This window comes from Nocardioides ungokensis (assembly GCF_013466985.1).
Taxonomy (GTDB): domain Bacteria; phylum Actinomycetota; class Actinomycetes; order Propionibacteriales; family Nocardioidaceae; genus Nocardioides; species Nocardioides ungokensis.
This window is the reverse complement of sequence record NZ_CP059164.1, coordinates 4,581,820-4,598,650: the sequence shown is the minus strand read 5'-3', so window position 1 is coordinate 4,598,650 and position 16,831 is coordinate 4,581,820. Positions and strand designations below refer to the sequence as shown.

Sequence of the window (16,831 nt, the reverse complement as noted above, 5' to 3'; positions counted from 1 at the left end):
CCGAGTCCCCGGAGAGCCGAAGTTGAGTGGAAAGCGCAGGGCCGCCAGCCCCGCCGTGAAGACGCCCCCGAAGCCACCCACGAGCACCAAGGCCCGCCTCAAGCGTGTCGCCAAGTGGCTGCTGATCGCGGCCCTCGCCGGGAGCCTCCTGCTGGCCGGTGCGGTCTTCTACCTCTACAAGACCACCGACATCCCGAACCCGAACAAGGACTTCCAGACGCAGACGTCCTTCGTCTACTACGCCGACGGCAAGACGCAGCTCGGGCAGTACGCCACGCAGAACCGTGAGTCGATCCCGCTCAAGGAGATCCCGCAGAAGATGCAGGACGCGGTGGTGGCGGCCGAGAACAAGACGTTCTGGACCGACAAGGGCCTCGACCCCAAGGGGATCCTGCGCGCGGCGTTCAGCAACGCCAGCGGCAACGCGACCCAGGGCGCCTCGACGATCACCCAGCAGTACGTGAAGATCCTCTACCTGACCCAGGAGCGGTCCTACCAGCGCAAGATCAAGGAAGCGATCCTGTCGCTGAAGATCCAGCAGCAGCTGAGCAAGTCGCAGATCCTCGAGGGCTACCTCAACACGATCTACTTCGGGCGCGGTGCGTACGGCGTGCAGGCCGCGGCGAAGGCGTACTTCAACAAGGACGCCAAGGACCTGAGCCTCAAGGAGTGCGCGGTCCTCGCCAGCGTGCTGAACAACCCGACGCTCTTCGACCCCGCCAACGGCAAGGACGCCAAGCACAACCTCAAGGAGCGCTACGGCTACGTGCTCGACGGCATGGCCTCCATGGGCAACATCTCCTCCGACAAGGCGGACAAGGCCGCGAAGCACCTTCCGGTCTTCCCCGAGATCAAGGCGCAGAGCCAGTACGGCGGCCAGAAGGGCTTCATGCTCTCGATGGTCAAGGACGAGCTGCACCAGCTCGGCTTCAGCGACGAGGAGATCGACGGCGGCGGTCTGCGGGTCACCACCACCTTCACCCCGAAGGCAATGCAGGCGGCCGAGCAGGGCGTGCTCGAGGGACGTCCGGACGGCTTCAGCGACAAGCAGCTCCACGTCGCCGTCGCCAGCGTCGAGCCGGGAACGGGTGCGTTGCGCGGGTTCTACGGCGGCCAGGACTACCTCCAGTCCCAGATCAACTGGGCGGAGACCGGCGGCGCACCGGGGTCGTCGTTCAAGCCGTTCGCCCTGGCGACCGGGCTGCGCAACGGCTTCTCGCTCAAGGACACCTTCGACGGGAACTCGCCGTACTACTACAACGGCCAGGGCACCGGTGACCGGATCCGCAACGAGGGCACCGGTCCCGACGGCCTCGGCACCGACTACGGGTCGGCGGTCAACCTGATCACGGCCACCGAGCAGTCGATCAACACGGCGTACGCCGACCTGACCCAGGCGATCCCGGACGGTCCGCAGAAGATCCTCGACACCGCGAACGCGCTCGGCATCCCGAAGTGGAACAAGAAGGACAGCAACTCCTACAACCACCTCCACAACAGCCCCGGCCTCGAGCCGGTCGCCGGCATCGCGCTGGGCTCGGCGACGGTCGCGCCGATCAACATGGCCAACGCCTACGCCAGCATCGCCAACGGCGGCCAGGAGGCCGACGTGCACGTGATCCAGAAGGTCGTGGACCGCAACGGCGAGACTCGGTGGTCCTACAAGCAGGCCACCAAGCCCGCGATCAGCAAGGACGTGGCGGCCGACACCTCCTACGCCCTCCAGCAGGTCGTCCAGCACGGCACCGGCACCGCGGCGCTGGCGCTCGGCCGGCCCGCGGCGGGCAAGACGGGCACCGCGACGAACAGCAAGGACCAGGTGTCCTCGGCCTGGTTCGTCGGCTACACCCCGCAGCTCTCGACCGCGGTGATGTACGTGCGTGGTGGCGGCAACGAGCAGCTCGACGGCTGGCTGCCGTCGTACTTCGGTGCCGACTACCCGGCCCAGACCTGGACCGACGTGATGAAGCGCGACATGGAGGGCCTGGCCGTGGAGGCGTTCCCGCCGCCGGCGAACCTCGACGGGACGGCGCCGCAGAGCGGCCACGACCCGTACACGCCGCCACCGTCGCCGACCTACGTGCCGTCGCCGACGCACTCGCCGTCCAAGAGTCCGAGCGCGTCGTCGACCCCGTCGCCGAGCCACACCCCGCCGGGGCAGACCAAGACCCCGCAGCCGTCGCCGAGCGACACCTGCGGCCCCCTCGGCTGCGGCCCGACCCCGTCCGACTCCTCCTCGCCGTCCCCGTCCAGCACGGGCGGCCCGGGGAACGGGAACGGCAACGGACCGACCAAGTCGCCGAAGCCGATGGCGTCCACGGAGCCCCGCCGGTACTCAGGGCAGTGACGCGGGGCGGGCACGACGCGCGGGTCCACCCGACGCTCGACGACCCGGTCATCGCCGCCCTCAGCGAGGGGGTCGGCGGCCCGGTCGGCGAGCACGCCGGGCGGCACCGGTGGTGGACGCCGGTGCGCGTCGTCCTCGCTCTGACCGCGGTCTGCTTCGCGCTGGGGATGGTCCAGAAGAACAACTGCTACCAGGACTCCTGGCAGAACGGGACCGCGCGCTACTCCCACATGTGCTACTCCGACCTGCCCTACCTCTACACCGACCGCGGGTTCGCCGAGCTCAACTGGCCCTACACCGACGACCCGCAGGTCCGGGCGCGCTACCACGTCATGGAGTACCCCGTCGGGATCTCCTACTGGGCCTGGGGGACCGCCTGGGTCACGCACTGGCTCAGCGGGTCCCCGGACATCGAGTCCCGCTACGGCCAGACCCCGGCCCAGCTGGGCGCCGACAAGACCGTGACGGCCGAGTCACGGCTCTTCGTCACGGTCAACGCCCTCGGCCTCGCCGCGGTCGCGATCCTGGCCGCGTGGTTCCTCGCCGGGGTGGACCGGCGACGTCCGTGGGACGCCGCCATCTTCGCGATCTCACCGGCGCTCGCCCTGACCGCGCTGGTCAACTGGGACCTGCTGTCGGTCGGCCTGGTGGCCGGTGCGCTCTGGGCGTGGTCGCGGGACCGGCCGGTCCTGACCGGCGTGCTCATCGGCCTGGGGACGGCGACCAAGCTCTACCCGCTCTTCCTGCTCGGCGGCCTGCTGATCATCTGCGCGCGCCGTCGGCAGTGGCGACCGTTCGTGCTGGCCGCCGTGGCGGCCGCGGTGGCCTGGGTCGTCGCCGACCTGCCCGCCTACCTCAGCGGCCCCGCCGAGTGGCGGGTCTTCTGGAGCTTCAACTCCGACCGCGGCGCCGACCTCGGCTCGATCTGGCTCGTCATCGCCCAGGCGGGCGACGGCACGGTCGCGGTGCACACGATCAACACCGTCTCGTGGCTGTTCTTCGGGGCGTGGTGCGTGGGCGTGCTGCTGCTCGGCCTGCTCGCCCCGGCGACCCCGCGCCTGGCACAGCTCGGCTTCCTGGTCGTGGCCGGGTTCCTGCTGGTCAACAAGGTCTACTCGCCGCAGTACGTCCTGTGGTTGCTGCCGCTGGCGGCGCTCGCCCGGCCCCGGTGGCGCGACCAGATCGTGTGGCAGGCCGGCGAGGTGTTCTACTTCGCGGCCGTGTGGTGGTACCTCGGCGGCTACCTCGCCCCCGCGTCGGGCAGTGACGCCGGGTTCTACTGGGTGGCGATCGTGGTGCGGATGGCCGCCGAGCTCTACCTGGTCGGGATCGTGGTGCGCGACGTGCTCCGGCCGCAGCACGACCCGGTGCGCGGTCCGGACTGGGTGCGACCCCGTCCGGCTGCCCCGTCGCTGGCGCTGGACCGATCGCTGGGTTGATCGCTGGGTTGGCCGCTGGGCCGGTCGCGACCGGTCAGCTGACCAGCACCCGGTCGAAGGCGGTGGCGGTGAACCGCACCCGCACGTCGACCGGATCGCCGACCGCCGGCACGTGGGCGCCGCGGGGGATGAAGAGCATCGAGGCCTGCATGTGCGGGGGCTCGGCGAAGAGCCGCTGCTTGCCGTCGATCGAGAACGGCGAGCGCACGAAGCCGGCGGCGTCCAGCCCGCCGCGGGCCAGCGTGGCCGCCCGGGCCCGCAGCGTCGACTCGCCGGTCGGGGCCTCCAGGCCGATGCCGTGGGCGGTGCCGCCGCTCACGACCAGGATGTGGCCGGCCTTCGGTGCGGTACGGCCGCGGTAGCCGTAGACGTCACCCCGGGCGACCGGGTGCACGTCGAGGACGGTCGAGGTGACCCGGAGGGCGTCCCGGTCCCCGAGCCACAGGTCGGTCCCGATCCGCGGCCGGATCGTGAAGTCCGGGTAGGAGGTACGCAGCCGGTCGAGCTCGTCGCGGGTCAGGTGGCTGACCCAGACCGTGGTGGCTCCCGGGCCCTCGGGGAGCTCGGCGGCCACGACGTCGTTCATCAGCCGGCTGACCTCGGGCAGGTGGGAGCCGTGGGCCAGCGGCAGGTGCAGCGCGACCCCCTCGAGGCGCGCCTGCGGGTGGTCGCGCATCATCGCGGCCGCGGTCCACAGGTCGCGGGCGGACAGGCCGTGGCGCAGCATGCTGGTCACCCGCTCCAGCACCAGCCGGGCGTCGGGCTGGCGCGCCAGCAGGTCCGCCAGGTCGGAGACCCGGCCGACGGTGTGGATGATCCGCGACGACAGGGCGGGGTCGGTCTCCAGCGCGCTGCCGAAGGGCCGCCAGGGCGTGAGGACCAACAGGTCGCCGTCGAAGCGGGTCGCCACGTGCGGGAGCTCGTCGTACGTGCCGACGGCGAGGGTGTCCCCACCCAGTCCCTTGTCGTGGAGGCCCTGGTCGCGCAGCCACTGCGTCTTGCGGGCGAGCCGGCCCAGGGTGAAGCCGTAGCCGTTGCCCTTGGCGACGGGGACCAGGCCGGGGGTGGCCGCGGCGACCTCGCGCAGGTGGGAGCGCCAGCGCTCGCCGTCGACGGTGAGGGTCAGGCTCATCGGATCAGCCCCTGCGCTTCATGTAGAGGTCGAACGCCGCGTACAACGGCTTGTTGAGCGGCAGGTCCCACTCGCCGGCGTACTCCACCGCCTCGCCGCCGGTGCCGACCTTGAACTGGATCAGGCCGACGTGCGAGTCCTCGGGGTCGAGGGTGTCGGTGATGCCGCGCAGGTCGTAGACGTCGGCGCCGGCCGCCAGTGCGTCGCGGATCATCGCCCACTGGACGGCGTTGGAGCCGCGCACCTCCCGCTTCTCGGTCGACGACGCCCCGTAGGAGTACCACGCGTGGCCGCCGACCCGGATCGCGATCGTGGCGGCGACCAGGTCGCCCTCGTGGCGGGCGAGGTAGAGCCGGATCCGGTCGGGCTCCTCCGAGCCGAGGGCCTCGACCATGGTCCGGAAGTACGACAGCGGCCGCGGGGTGAAGTGGTCGCGCTCGGCGGTGTGCACGTAGAGCTCGTGGAACGCCTGCAGGCTCTCGGCTGCCTCGGCGGCGGTGGTCGACGAGGAGACCTCGACGCCCTCCTTGGCCGCCTTCTTGATGTTGCGGCGCCACAGCTGGTTCATGCCCTTGAGGACGTCGTCCTCGGTGCGCGGCTCGCCCTCCGGGGTCCGCAGCGGGATCTGGAAGTTGTACTGCGGCTGGCCGGCCGCGAAGCCGCCCTCGACCGCCTGCAGGCGCCAGCCCAGCTCGCAGAGCTGCGAGACCACGCGCGCGCCGGTGTGGTCGCGCTCGGAGGGGGGCACCTCGCCGAGGCGGCGCACCGCGTCGTCGGCGATGCCCTCCTTGACCTGGGCCGCGCTCCAGCGGCGGGTCACCACCGGCGGGCCCATGCGGACCCCGAAGGCGCCGCGGGACCGCAGGTGCTCGGTCATCGGCGTCAGCCACGCGGAGAGGTCGTCGTCGGACCAGTCGATGACCGGCCCCTCGGGCAGGTAGGCCAGGTAGCGCTTGACCTTCGGCAGCTGGCGGTAGAGCACCAGCCCGACGCCCACCAGGTCGTCGCCGCGGAAGAAGCCGAGGGACTCCCGGCGCCACTCGGACTTCACCCGGCCCCACGCCGGGGTCTGCAGGAAGCTCGCGGAGCGGCGGCCGCGGATGAAGTCGAGGTGCTGGTCCTCGGTCACCTCGCGCACGGTGAGTGGGCCGGGGGTCCGGGGCGGGGAAGTCACGGGCCGAGGCTACCGGGGTGGTCGGTTCGCCGCCGGAGCGGCCGAATTGGTGCCAGTCTGGGCCGCAGACGTATCAGGAGGGGCCCGGGGCCCTCCACGGGGATGTGAGCGCGATGGGTGTACGGGAGCCAGTCGGCCGTACGACGGGGGCGGCGGCGGTGCCGGCGTCGGGGGCACCTCCGGGGGCGGCGCCCCGTCATGGGGGGACGGACGAGCCGTGGGCGCAGGCTGCCGACCGCTTCGCGCGCTGGTCGGACGGCGACCCGGCCGCGTTGGACGACCTGGTCAGGCTGATGACCCCGGTGCTGTGGCACGTCGTCCGGGCCTACCGGCTGCCGGCCGACGTGGCCGAGGACGTGATCCAGGCCAGCTGGCTGGCGCTGGTCCGCCGCCGGGACGCGATCCGCGACCCCGCCGCCGTGGGCGGCTGGCTGACCACGACGGCCCGCCGCGAGGCCTGGCGCGTCCACGCCTCCCGCGAGCGTGCGACCCCGGTCGAGGACCAGCACCTCGCGCCGCGGCTGCCGCGCCAGACCTCCGCCGAGACGGAGGTCGTCGCGCACGAGCAGCGGCGCGCCCTGTGGGACGCGGTCGACGCGCTGCCGCCGCGGTGCCAGCGGCTGTTGCGGGTGGTCGCGTTCACCAACCGTCCCGACTACGCGCAGCTGGCGGCCGACCTCGGCATGCCCGTCGGCAGCATCGGCCCCACCCGGGGACGCTGCCTGGCCAAGCTGCGGGTGGCCCTGATCGAAGCAGGTGAGTGCTGATGAGCGAGATGAGCCGCGAGGACCTGCTCGACGTCGTACGCCGGGTGTGGGAGCAGCGCGACCCGGTCCCCGACGAGCTGGTGGCCCGGATGCAGGCCGCGGCCGCGCTGGCCGCGTCCGACGTGGACCTGGAGCTGATGGAGCTGGTCGAGCGGGCCACCTCGCTGGCGGGAGCCCGCGGCGCCACGGCGTACACGCTGCGCTTCGTCTACGGCGACACCGACCTGCTGCTGCGGATCGCCGTCGAGGGCGAGGTGTCCCGGGTGGACGGCTGGATCGTGCCGCCGCAGCCCATGACGGTGCACGCGATCCGCACCGCCCCCAACGGGCGCGAGGACTCCGTGGTCAGCGACGTCGGCGACAGCGGCCGGTTCGTGCTGGTCGACCTGCCCGTCGGACAGCTTCAGCTGAGGCTCGAGCCGCGCGACCACAGCCGGGTGGCCATCGCCACGCCTGCCTTCGAGATCTGACCGGACGGACGCCATGCAGCCCTCGGACGACCAGCCCCGCGCCCGCAAGCCCCTCGACCGCGAGCCGGCCGTGCCGCCGAGGTCGACCCTGGCCCCCGTCCAGGGCCGGGTCCTCGACCCCGGGACGGCGATCACGGTCAAGGGGGTGGACCCACGACCCACGGTCTACGTCGGCCCGCGGGTGCTCGTGTCGGCGTCGGTCGACTTCGAGGGGGCGCTCGAGGTCCTGCGGGCCGTCGCGCGGCCCCTGAAGTGGGAGGTCGTGCCCCGCCCCGAGGACCCGAGGACGGCGGGGTTGAAGTACGCCGTCCGCGCGGTCGACATCCGGGTCGCGTCCGGGGAGGCCACCATCGCTCCCGACGGCTGGACGCTGCTGCAGCAGACGCGGGCGCAGTTCGGCAACGACGCGGTGAGGGGCTGGGGCTCGAGCATGTCGTGCTCTCCCGCGACGTCACGCCGAACCCGATCGAGATGAGCATCCCATCGAGATGTCGCACCCGATCGAGATAAGCCACCCGGTCGAGATGAGCCACCCGTCCACGACGTACGGGCTGCCGGGGCAGGGCGGCCGCCAGCCGGTCGCCTACGTCGGGCCGCCGCCGTACCGTCGCGCCGACGCCGACCTGACCGGGCGCCGCCCCGTCGTCGCCATCCTCGACACCGGGGTGGGCGCGCACTCGTGGCTCGACGGGTCGTGGACGAGACGGTCGCCGTGGACGGTCGGCCGATCGGCTACGACCCCGCCACCGACCCGGAGGAGCACGGCGACCTGCTCGGCCCGCTCGACGGCTCCATCGACCCGGTGTCGGGCCACGGCACGTTCATCGCCGGCATGGTGCATCAGGCCTGCCCGGACGCCGACATCCTGTCGTGGCGGGTGGTCCGTCCGAGGGGCCGCTGGTCGAGTCGGACTGGATCGCCGCCCTCGCGCAGGTCCTCGAGCTGGTCCAGCCGGCACGCCGAGGGGCGCCCCGGGGGCCGGCGGTCGACGTCCTCAGCCTCTCGATGGGCTACTACCACGAGACCCCGAGGACGACCTGTTCGATCCGACGCTGCGTGACCTCCTCGTCGAGCTCGGCCGCCTCGGCACCATCGTGGTCTGCTCGGCCGGCAACGACGCCACCAGCCGGCCCTCCTTCCCGGCCGCCTTCGCGCCGTGGTCCGACGCGGACGGGCCGGTCGACGGCTCGGTGGTGCCGGTCGTGTCGGTCGGCGCGCTCAACCCCAACCTGCGGACCGACGCGCTCTTCACCAACGCGGGCCCGTGGGTGCGCGCCTGGGTCCCCGGAGCGGCGGTGGTCAGCACCATCCCGGCGTTCCAGGGCGGGCTGCTCCCGCTGGCCCGCACCCGCGCCTACGGCCGGGTCCGGGAGTGCATCGACCCGACGACTCCGCGGCGGCTTCGCGTGTGGAGCGGTACGTCGTTCGCCGCACCGCTGCTCGCCGGGCGGCTGGCGGCGGCCCTCGCCCCGTCCCTGGGCGGGGCGGACGAGGCGGTCACCGCCCAGGACGCCGTGGCGCGGGCGTGGGCTGCGATCGAGGAACTCACGACCATCAGGCGCTGAGAGGGCCATGATGACGGGGTGCCTCCCGCGGACGAGCTGCACCGGCGAGCCGTCGCGGCGCTGAACGCGCGCCGCTTCACCCAGGCCGACCGGCTGCTCGAGCGCGCCGCCGAGCAGGCCACCGACGCGGACCTCGCCGCCCGGGTGCAGGCCAGCCGCGCGTTCCTGGAGTACGAGACGGGTGAGCCGGCGCGGCGTTCGACCGGTGCACCGCGGTCCTGGCCGAGCCGGGACTCGGCGCGGAGACCGCGGGATCGTGCAGTGCCAGCTCGCCATGCTGCACCTGCGCCGGGGTCGGGTGGCCGAGGCGCTGTCGGGGTTCAGCGAGGCGATCGGCTCGCTGCGCGACCCCGACGAGCTCGGCACCGCCCACGTCAACCGGGGTGGGGTCTACCTCGCCCAGAACCGTGCCGACCTGGCCCGGGCGGACTTCGCGCACGCCCGGGACTACTGGCGCGGCGCGGGCAAGGAGCGCGAGGCCGCGATCGCCACCCACAACCTCGGCTACGCGTGCTTCCTCCTCGGGGACCTGATCGGCGCCCTGGAGCACATGGGGGAGAGCGCGCCGATCCTGGAGGCGATGTCGCCGGTGATGGCGGCGACGGTGAGCCAGGACCGCGCCGAGGTGCTGCTCGCGGCCGGGCTGGTCCGGGAGGGGCGCCAGGCCCTGCAGGAGGCCGCCCGGGCCTTCGGCCGGCGGCGGATGCACCAGCGTCGCGGCGAGGCCGAGCTGGCGCTCGCCCGCACGTTGCTGCTCGACGACCCGCGCCGGGCGCTCGAGGCCGCCCGCGCGGCGGCGCGGCGGTTCCGGCTCGCGGACGCGGAGGCCTGGCGGGCGCGCGCCGAGGCCCAGGGCCTGGCGGCCCAGGTCGGTCTCGGTCGCGCCGGGCCGTCGCTGCTGGAGCGCGGTGACGTCCTGGAGCGGGAGCTGGACGAGCAGGGGCTGCGCTGGGGCGCGACCGCGGTGCGGCTCCAGGCCGGCCGGGTGCTCACCCGGCGGGGGCAGCTCGACCTCGCAGCGGCGCGCCTGGGCCGCGTCGGCGCGGAGGGCACGGCGCCGCTGGCCGTCCGCCTCCTCGGCCGTGACGTGCGGGCCGAGCTGGCCGAGCGGCGGGGGCGCCGGTCCGACGCCCTGCGCCACGTGCGATCCGGCCTGGCCGACCTGCACTCCTGGCAGAGCTCCTTCGGGAGCCTGGACCTCCAGACCTCCGTGGTGGGCCACGGCACCCGGCTCGCGGTCCGCGGCCTGGCGCTCGCCGTCGAGTCGGGACGGTCCGACGTACTGTTCGAGTGGTCGGAGCGGGCCCGGATGCTGGCCAGCCGGATCCAGCCGGTGCGGGCCCCGCAGGACGAGGCGCTGGTGGCCGACCTGACCGAGCTGCGGGCGCTGACGCAGGCCGAGGGGGACCGGCGTACACCCCCCCAGCGGGAGGCGGAGCTGCGGCAGCGGATCCGGGAGCGGGCCTGGCAGCACCGCGGGTCCGGGGCGGTGGTCGACCCGCTCTCGCTGGCCGAGCTGGGTGGTGCGCTGGGACCCGGGACCGCCCTGGTCGCCTACGTCGTCACCGCCGCCCGGGCCGTGGCCCTGGTCGTCACGGACTCGGCCGTCGAGCGGGTGGACCTCGGTGACCGGGCCGCCCTCGACCCGCTCCTGGACGGGCTGCTCCCGGACCTCGACATGGCGGCCTCGGACCTGCCGGACCCGCTCGCGGCCTTCGTCCGCGGGGCGCTCCAGGCACGCCTGACCGACCTCGGGCGGCTGCTGGTCGCGCCGGTGCTGGCCGCGGTCGGCGACCGCCGGGTCGTGCTGACCCCGTCGGGCGTGCTGGCGGGCGTGCCCTGGACGCTGCTGCCCGGGTACGCCGGGCGGCCGCTCGTCGTGGCCCAGTCGGCGACCGCCTGGCTGGCCCGTCAGGCGACCCCGTTGCGGACCGGCCGGGCGGGGTTCGTCGCCGGACCCCGCGTCGACCGGGCGGCCGACGAGGTGGCGGTGGCCGCCCGCGCGTGGGAGCGGCCCACGGTCCTGACGGGCCCGGTTGCGACGGCCACGTCGGTCTCCCGGCTCGCGGCCGACGTCGACGTGCTCCACGTGGCCGCGCACGGTCGCCACTCCGCGGAGAACCCGATGTTCTCCGGCCTCGAGCTCGAGGACGGGCCGTGGTTCGGCTTCGACGTCGACCAGCTGCCCGCGGTCCCCGACGTCGTGCTGCTCTCGGCCTGCGAGCTGGGCAGATCGACCGTGCGGGGCGGCGAGGAGCTGATCGGGATGACGGGGGCCTGGCTGCACGCCGGCAGCCGGTGCGTGCTGGCCTCCACGGCCGCCGTCTCCGACCGGGTGGCCCACGACGTGCTGGTCCGGGTCCACCAGGGGCTCGCCTCCGGCGTCGACCCCGCCGGCGCGCTGGCCGCGGCGCTGCCGGAGCCCGACCCGGCCGCACCCCCCGCGCCGTTCGTCTGCTTCGCCTGAGCACTCGGTCCCGCGGCGCCCGGCACGGATCCGTGGACCGATGTATCAGGGGCGGCGCCGGCCGCTCCTGAGGGGGCGTGCGCCAGGGGGGCCAGGGCGCCAGGGGAGGACCCGGCCGGGATCCGCGGGGGAGCTACCGGCCGGATCCTCCCCTCCCCTCAGATCCGCTTCGCCTCAGATCCGCTCGCGCAGCCAGTCGAAGTCGGCCCGGTGCTCCTCGGCCCCGCCCGGCGTCTCGCAGACCACCGGGGCGCCGGCGTCGCGCACCACCGTCGCCAGCAGCTCGGGGTCGATCCGGCCGTGGCCGAAGTTGGCGTGCCGGTCGGCGCCGGAGTCGAAGTCGTCGCGGCTGTCGTTGCAGTGCACCAGGTCGATGCGGCCGGTGATCCGGCGTACGTCGTCCACCACGGTCTGCAGGTCGTTGCCGCCGGCGTGGGCGTGGCAGGTGTCGAGGCAGAAGCCGACCATGTCGAACTGCTCGGTCGTGGAGATCGCCTCCCACACCCCGGCGATCCGCTCGAGGTAGCGGGTCATGGCGTTGTCGCCGCCCGCGGTGTTCTCGATCAGCAGCGGCAGCTTGAGGTCGGTCGCTTCCACGGCCTTGCGCCAGTTGTCGAAGCCCTTCGCGGGGTCGTCGTCCTTGTTGACGTGGCCGCCGTGCACGATCAGCCCCTTCGCCCCGATCGAGGCCGCGGCGTCGACGTGCTGCTGGAGCAGCTTGCGGCTCGGGATCCGGATCCGGTTGTTGGTCGTGGCGACGTTGACGATGTACGGCGCGTGGACGTACAGGTCGATGCCCGCGGCCTCGGCATCGGCCCGGAGGCCCTCCGCGCCGCCGGCGTAGGCGAACTCCGGGCCCTTGTAGCCCTGCGGGTCACCGAGGAAGAACTGCACCAGCGGCGCCTGCCGGGCCCTGGCCTCGGCGATCGGGTCGGTCTGGTCGACGTGGGCTCCGATGCTGATGCTCATCGGGCCATCCTAGGAAGGCCCACCGACGGGGTGCCGGGCCCGACCCGGGAGCGTCCACAGCAGCCCCGGCAGGGATTTCGGGGCCCCGGTGCCCCGCTGCTAACCTGTGACGTCCTTGTCCCCACCCCACCGACGGGGCCGGCCGGCCAGGGACACCCGCCCATCGTCGTACGACATCCTCGTGCGACCGGTCGGGAACGCAACGCCCTCCTGCCACGGAGAGACCGTGGTCGCCCTAGTCCAGAGGAGGTGGAGACCGCTTTGCGTGCCTATGAAGTCATGGTCATCCTCGACCCCAGCATCGAAGAGCGCACCGTTGAGACGTCGCTCGACAAGTACCTCAACGTCATCCGCACGGATGGTGGAACCGTCGAGTCCGTGGACGTCTGGGGACGTCGCCGGCTCGCGTACGAGGTCAAGAAGAACACCGAGGGCATCTACGCCGTCATCACGCTGAACGCCGAGCCCGCCACGGTCAAGGAGTTCGACCGTCAGCTCGGCCTCAACGAGTCGATCCTCCGCACGAAGGTCATGCGCCCCGACGCTCACTGAGCGTCGATCTGTGGATAACCCTTCCGCCTGTCGGTGCCAGCGGCAACGATGTGCGGACTTGACCAGAACTAGCTAGGAGAGCCCATGGCAGGCGAGACCGTCATCACGGTGGTCGGCAACCTCGTCGACGACCCGGAGCTGCGATTCACCCCCTCGGGTGCGGCCGTGGCCAACTTCCGGATCGCGTCGACGCCGCGCACCTTCGACCGGCAGACCAACGAGTGGAAGGACGGCGACGCGCTGTTCCTCTCCTGCTCGGTCTGGCGGCAGGCCGCGGAGAACGTCGCCGAGTCCCTGCAGCGCGGCATGCGCGTGATCGTGCAGGGTCGCCTGAAGCAGCGCTCCTACGAGACCCGCGAGGGTGAGAAGCGCACCGTCGTGGAGCTCGAGGTCGACGAGGTCGGCCCCGCGCTGGCCTTCGCCACCGCCAAGGTCACCCGGGCCTCGCGCTCGGGTGGCGGGGGCGGCTACTCCGGCGGCGGCCAGGGCGGTCAGCAGTCGCGTCCGCAGCAGTCCGGCGGCGGCGACGACCCGTGGGCCACCCCGGCTCCGCAGTCCGGCGGACAGCAGTCCGGCGGCTACTCCGGCGGCGGCCAGCCCGCGGGCAACGACCCCTGGGGCGCTCCCGGCGTGGGCTCGGACGAGCCTCCGTTCTGACAACCAAACACGAATCCCTCAACCATTCCGGCGCAGTACCCACTCTGGGCCGGGCTTCTAGAAAGGAAGCACCACAATGGCCAAGGCAGTGATTCGCAAGCCCAAGAAGAAGGTTTGCCAGTTCTGCAAGGAGAAGGCGACCGGTGTCGACTACAAGGACACCGCCCTGCTCCGCAAGTTCATCTCGGACCGCGGCAAGATCCGCGCCCGTCGGGTGACCGGCAACTGCGTCCAGCACCAGCGTGACGTGGCGATCGCCGTCAAGAACGCCCGCGAGCTCGCCCTGCTGCCCTACACGTCCACCGGTCGCTGAGAGGAGCACGGAACATGAAGCTCATCCTGACCCAGGAGGTCACCGGTCTCGGTGCCCCCGGTGACGTCGTCGAGGTGAAGGACGGCTACGGCCGCAACTACCTCGTGCCCCGTGGTCTCGGCATCCGCTGGACCCGCGGCGCGGAGAAGACCGTCGAGTCGATCAAGGCCGCCCGCTCCTCGCGTGCGGTCCGCGACCACGACCACGCCGCGCAGATCAAGGCGAAGCTCGAGGCCGCCCCGGTCAGCGTCAAGGTCCGTGCGGGTGAGGGTGGCCGGCTCTTCGGCGCCGTCACCGTCTCCGAGATCGCCGGTGCGCTCGCCGAGACGTCCGGCGAGCAGGTCGACAAGCGCACGATCGTGGTGGACAACCCGATCAAGTCGCTCGGCGCCCACGAGGTCGCCGTCAAGCTGCACGACGAGGTGTCCGCCACGGTGTCCCTCAACGTGATCCCCGCCTGACGACTCGCGTCTCACGCCTCAGGGGCCGTTCCTCCTCCGGGAGGGACGGCCCCTGTCGCATCCCCGGGCCTGCCCGGGCCGGCGGGCGCCTCGCGGCCGGTCAGGCGGTGGTGGGTGCGTCCGGCTGCGCCAGGGTGGGCAGTGCCCAGGCCCGGCCCGAGTAGCGGAACAGCAGCCAGATCAGCAGCACCGCCATCAGCCCGGCCGCGACCACCGACGTCGAGTAGAACGACGCGACGCCGCCCCCGAAGACCAGGATCGGCAGCGCGGCCACGACCAGCATCCCGGTCCGGGTCAGGCGCAGCCAGCGCGTCGCCCGCGTGTCCTCGGCCTCCTCCGCGGTGGCCGCCAGCGCGTGGCACAGCAGGGCGGCGAAGAGCAGCTGGGGGAGGTTGGCGGCCCAGGCCAGGGACGGGTCGGTGTCGTAGAGCGAGTCGGTGACCCCGGGGAACCACAGCACGACCGAGACGACCCCGGCCAGCGAGGCCAGGGCCAGCAGCGACGACCGGTGCGGGACGGCCGGCGACAGGGCGCGCACCCCGAGCAGCACCAGGACCCAGCCGAGGGGGTCCGGGAGCGCGTCGTACCCGTGGAAGCGGGCGACCATCACCACGATGACCAGTCCCATCGCGACGGACTGGAGCGGCTTCACGCCCCCAATCTACGTGGCGCTGGCGACGCCGGCGCGGGGGCCGGTCACCAGCCACGCGGTGCCCCGGGCACGCCGGACCAGGACGACCAGCCGGGCCCCCATGAACACCCCCGCGAAGCAGAGCCAGACCGTCACCAGGCCGGCGGAGGCGGCGCCGAGGACGAGCACGAGGGGTGCGTGGGCGGCCAGGGTCACCAGGCCGCCGCGGGCGAGGTAGGGGCCGTCGCCGGCGCCGATCAGGACGCCGTCGAGGACGAAGACGACGCCCGCGACCGGCTGGCCGAGCGCGGCCACCAGCAGCACCGGGACCAGCAGCTGCTGCACCGCACGGTCGTCGGTGAAGAGCCGGCCGAGGACCGGGCTGGCCGCGGCCAGCAGCAGTCCGGTCACCACCCCGCAGCGGACGCCCCAGACGACCATCCGGCGGGTCGCGGCCCGGGTCCCGTCGACGTCACCGGCTCCCAGGGCTCGGCCGGTGATCGCCTGGGCGGCGATGGCGATGGCGTCGAGGCTGAAGGCCAGGAAGGTCCAGATCGTCAGGGCCAGCTGGTGGGTGGCGAGCTGGACCTGCTGGTCGCGGGCTCCGGTCGCGCCCAGGGTCACGGCGTACGTCGTGACCAGCAGGGCCGCGCGGAGGGTGATGGTGCGGACGACCAGCGCCGCGGCAGCGTGGGCCGCGGCCCGGATGCCCGGAAGATCGGGGCGCAGCGGGTGCGCCCTCGCGGCGCGCGGCCCGGACCACGACCACCACCAGGGCGACGGCGCTCGCCGCCTGGGCGAGGACCGAGCCGAGGGCCGAGCCGGCGATCCCGAGGCCGGGCACGGACCCGGCGCCGAAGACCAGGAGCAGGTTCAGGGCCACGTTGAGGGCGTTGCCGCCCACGGCCACCGCGAGGGGCGTGCGGGTGTCCTGCAGGCCGCGGAGCACGCCGGTGGCGGCGAGCATCACCAGCAGCGGGGTGGTGCCGAGGAAGGCGATCCGCAGGTACGTCGCGGCCGGGCCGGTCACGCTGTCGGCGGCGCCGAAGGCGTGCACGAGCGCCTCCGTGAGCAGGATGCCGGCGACGGTCGTGACCGCGCCGATGCCGACCGCGAGCCAGAGCCCGTCGATGCCCTGGGCGAGGGCGCCGCGCAGGTCGCCGGCCCCGAGCCGCCGGGCGACCCCGGCGGTGGTGCCGTAGGCCAGGAACACGCACAGCCCGACCACGGTCTGCAGGACCGCGCCGGCGAGGCCCAGCCCGGCGAGGGCTGCCGTGCCGAGGTGGCCCACGATGGCGGCGTCGGCGAGCAGGAACAGCGGCTCCGCGACCAGGGCCAGGAAGGCCGGGACGGCGAGGCGCCAGATCTCGCGGTCGGGGGAGGCGGGCACTGGCCCATACTAGTCACGGTAATGACCATTACTCGACATTGCTCCCAACGCGAACTAGTCCCGGGCCCCTGTGGGTAACCATCCCCAGTCTGTGGGAATCCCGGGGTTGCGCACCGGTGCCGACCTGGGGCATGGCGTCCGGGAGGTGACCGTGAGGTGGCCGGAAACTGATCTCCGACAATTTTCGCTCCACACCTGTGCACACACGTTCTCGCAGGTCAGAGCGGCATTCGGCGAGAGATGGACGAACTTGTCCACAGGCCTGTCCCCAACGGGTGCACAACTCTCTGCGTGTCGTCCACGACGTTCGGCACGTTATCCACAGGACCTGTGGACGACGGGCTTTCACCAGGGCCCACCCGCGACGTACGGTCCGGGGGTTGCCGATGGTCAACCGACGGGGTCCGGGGACGTGCCGAGGGTGCGTCCGCGGGTGGATGTCGACGGCCTTCTCTACCCTCGGTCACGCTCGAGTGGGGTCGGATCGCAGATGAGTT

Annotated in this window: 18 protein-coding genes; 12 read left to right on the top strand and 6 right to left on the bottom strand. The window is 73.0% G+C overall.

Annotated features, from left to right (window positions below):
* Positions 1–55: 55 nt before the first annotated feature.
* Positions 56–2,347, top strand: a complete 2,292-nt coding sequence (locus H0S67_RS22795) for a transglycosylase domain-containing protein (RefSeq protein WP_246354984.1) — start codon at positions 56–58, stop codon at positions 2,345–2,347.
* Complete coding sequence (locus H0S67_RS22790; protein ID WP_180934910.1) at positions 2,344–3,786, top strand: glycosyltransferase family 87 protein; 1,443 nt, start codon at positions 2,344–2,346, stop codon at positions 3,784–3,786. The genes H0S67_RS22795 and H0S67_RS22790 overlap by 4 nt, the downstream gene beginning before the upstream one ends.
* 34 nt (positions 3,787–3,820) lie before the next feature.
* On the opposite strand, the gene H0S67_RS22785 is transcribed toward H0S67_RS22790, so the two are convergent.
* Entirely contained in the window at positions 3,821–4,918 is a 1,098-nt protein-coding gene (locus H0S67_RS22785) for an alanine racemase (RefSeq protein WP_180934909.1), read from the bottom strand.
* A 4-nt stretch (positions 4,919–4,922) separates the two neighbouring features.
* Entirely contained in the window at positions 4,923–6,092 is a 1,170-nt protein-coding gene (locus tag H0S67_RS22780; protein ID WP_246354983.1) for a lipid II:glycine glycyltransferase FemX, read from the bottom strand.
* Between the two features lie 113 nt (positions 6,093–6,205).
* On the opposite strand from H0S67_RS22780, the gene H0S67_RS22775 reads away from it, so the two are divergent.
* From H0S67_RS22775 to H0S67_RS27095, 6 genes are all read left to right on the top strand, one after another.
* On the top strand, positions 6,206–6,859 hold the full coding sequence (locus tag H0S67_RS22775; RefSeq protein WP_180934908.1) for an RNA polymerase sigma factor: 654 nt from the start codon (positions 6,206–6,208) through the stop codon (positions 6,857–6,859).
* Positions 6,859–7,329 carry a hypothetical protein gene (locus H0S67_RS22770; protein WP_180934907.1) on the top strand — a complete coding sequence of 157 codons (471 nt, stop codon included), beginning with the start codon at positions 6,859–6,861 and terminating at the stop codon, positions 7,327–7,329. Before H0S67_RS22775 ends, H0S67_RS22770 begins: the two co-directional genes overlap by 1 nt.
* A 13-nt stretch (positions 7,330–7,342) precedes the next feature.
* The gene (locus tag H0S67_RS22765; RefSeq protein WP_180934906.1) at positions 7,343–7,804 is read left to right on the top strand and encodes a hypothetical protein; all 462 of its coding nucleotides are present in this window, start codon (positions 7,343–7,345) and stop codon (positions 7,802–7,804) included.
* Positions 7,805–8,023: 219 nt separating this feature from the next.
* Positions 8,024–8,389: a hypothetical protein gene (locus H0S67_RS22760; RefSeq protein ID WP_180934905.1), complete on the top strand. Its 366-nt coding sequence runs from the start codon at positions 8,024–8,026 to the stop codon at positions 8,387–8,389.
* Positions 8,367–8,894 carry a S8 family serine peptidase gene (locus H0S67_RS22755; protein ID WP_281369056.1) on the top strand — a complete coding sequence of 176 codons (528 nt, stop codon included), beginning with the start codon at positions 8,367–8,369 and terminating at the stop codon, positions 8,892–8,894. The genes H0S67_RS22760 and H0S67_RS22755 overlap by 23 nt, the downstream gene beginning before the upstream one ends.
* A 256-nt stretch (positions 8,895–9,150) precedes the next feature.
* The gene (locus H0S67_RS27095) at positions 9,151–11,361 is read left to right on the top strand and encodes a CHAT domain-containing protein (RefSeq protein ID WP_180934903.1); all 2,211 of its coding nucleotides are present in this window, start codon (positions 9,151–9,153) and stop codon (positions 11,359–11,361) included.
* Between the two features lie 174 nt (positions 11,362–11,535).
* Here H0S67_RS27095 and H0S67_RS22745 read toward each other — a convergent pair whose 3' ends face one another.
* Complete coding sequence (locus H0S67_RS22745; RefSeq protein WP_180934902.1) at positions 11,536–12,330, bottom strand: deoxyribonuclease IV; 795 nt, start codon at positions 12,328–12,330, stop codon at positions 11,536–11,538.
* A 261-nt stretch (positions 12,331–12,591) separates the two neighbouring features.
* Here H0S67_RS22745 and rpsF point away from each other — a divergent pair, with 261 nt between their 5' ends.
* From rpsF to rplI, 4 genes are all read left to right on the top strand, one after another.
* The gene (rpsF, locus tag H0S67_RS22740; protein ID WP_180934901.1) at positions 12,592–12,882 is read left to right on the top strand and encodes a 30S ribosomal protein S6; all 291 of its coding nucleotides are present in this window, start codon (positions 12,592–12,594) and stop codon (positions 12,880–12,882) included.
* An 84-nt stretch (positions 12,883–12,966) separates the two neighbouring features.
* Entirely contained in the window at positions 12,967–13,539 is a 573-nt protein-coding gene (locus H0S67_RS22735) for a single-stranded DNA-binding protein (protein WP_180934900.1), read from the top strand.
* A gap of 76 nt (positions 13,540–13,615) precedes the next feature.
* Positions 13,616–13,852 (top strand): 30S ribosomal protein S18, encoded by a 237-nt coding sequence (rpsR, locus tag H0S67_RS22730; protein WP_179661957.1) that lies wholly within the window; start codon positions 13,616–13,618, stop codon positions 13,850–13,852.
* A 14-nt stretch (positions 13,853–13,866) separates the two neighbouring features.
* Entirely contained in the window at positions 13,867–14,313 is a 447-nt protein-coding gene (gene rplI / locus H0S67_RS22725) for a 50S ribosomal protein L9 (RefSeq protein ID WP_180934899.1), read from the top strand.
* A 100-nt stretch (positions 14,314–14,413) separates the two neighbouring features.
* Here rplI and H0S67_RS22720 read toward each other — a convergent pair whose 3' ends face one another.
* From H0S67_RS22720 to H0S67_RS22715, 3 genes are read right to left on the bottom strand one after another with little or no spacing between them, the layout of a single operon-like run.
* A complete protein-coding gene (locus H0S67_RS22720; RefSeq protein WP_180934898.1) occupies positions 14,414–14,965 on the bottom strand; it encodes a hypothetical protein in 552 nt (183 codons plus the stop codon).
* A gap of 9 nt (positions 14,966–14,974) precedes the next feature.
* A complete protein-coding gene (locus H0S67_RS26295; protein ID WP_246355433.1) occupies positions 14,975–15,487 on the bottom strand; it encodes an MATE family efflux transporter in 513 nt (170 codons plus the stop codon).
* Positions 15,417–16,334 (bottom strand): MATE family efflux transporter, encoded by a 918-nt coding sequence (locus tag H0S67_RS22715; protein WP_246354982.1) that lies wholly within the window; start codon positions 16,332–16,334, stop codon positions 15,417–15,419. Before H0S67_RS22715 ends, H0S67_RS26295 begins: the two co-directional genes overlap by 71 nt.
* Between the last annotated feature and the right edge of the window lie 497 nt (positions 16,335–16,831).

Coding starts and splice junctions, on each gene's coding strand:
- H0S67_RS22745 (WP_180934902.1), bottom strand. CDS start 12,330: ATGAGCATCAGCATCGGAGCCCACGTCGACCAGACCGACCCGATCGCC.
- H0S67_RS22735 (WP_180934900.1), top strand. CDS start 12,967: ATGGCAGGCGAGACCGTCATCACGGTGGTCGGCAACCTCGTCGACGAC.
- H0S67_RS22785 (WP_180934909.1), bottom strand. CDS start 4,918: ATGAGCCTGACCCTCACCGTCGACGGCGAGCGCTGGCGCTCCCACCTG.
- rplI (WP_180934899.1), top strand. CDS start 13,867: ATGAAGCTCATCCTGACCCAGGAGGTCACCGGTCTCGGTGCCCCCGGT.
- H0S67_RS22765 (WP_180934906.1), top strand. CDS start 7,343: ATGCAGCCCTCGGACGACCAGCCCCGCGCCCGCAAGCCCCTCGACCGC.
- rpsR (WP_179661957.1), top strand. CDS start 13,616: ATGGCCAAGGCAGTGATTCGCAAGCCCAAGAAGAAGGTTTGCCAGTTC.
- H0S67_RS22775 (WP_180934908.1), top strand. CDS start 6,206: ATGGGTGTACGGGAGCCAGTCGGCCGTACGACGGGGGCGGCGGCGGTG.
- H0S67_RS22770 (WP_180934907.1), top strand. CDS start 6,859: ATGAGCGAGATGAGCCGCGAGGACCTGCTCGACGTCGTACGCCGGGTG.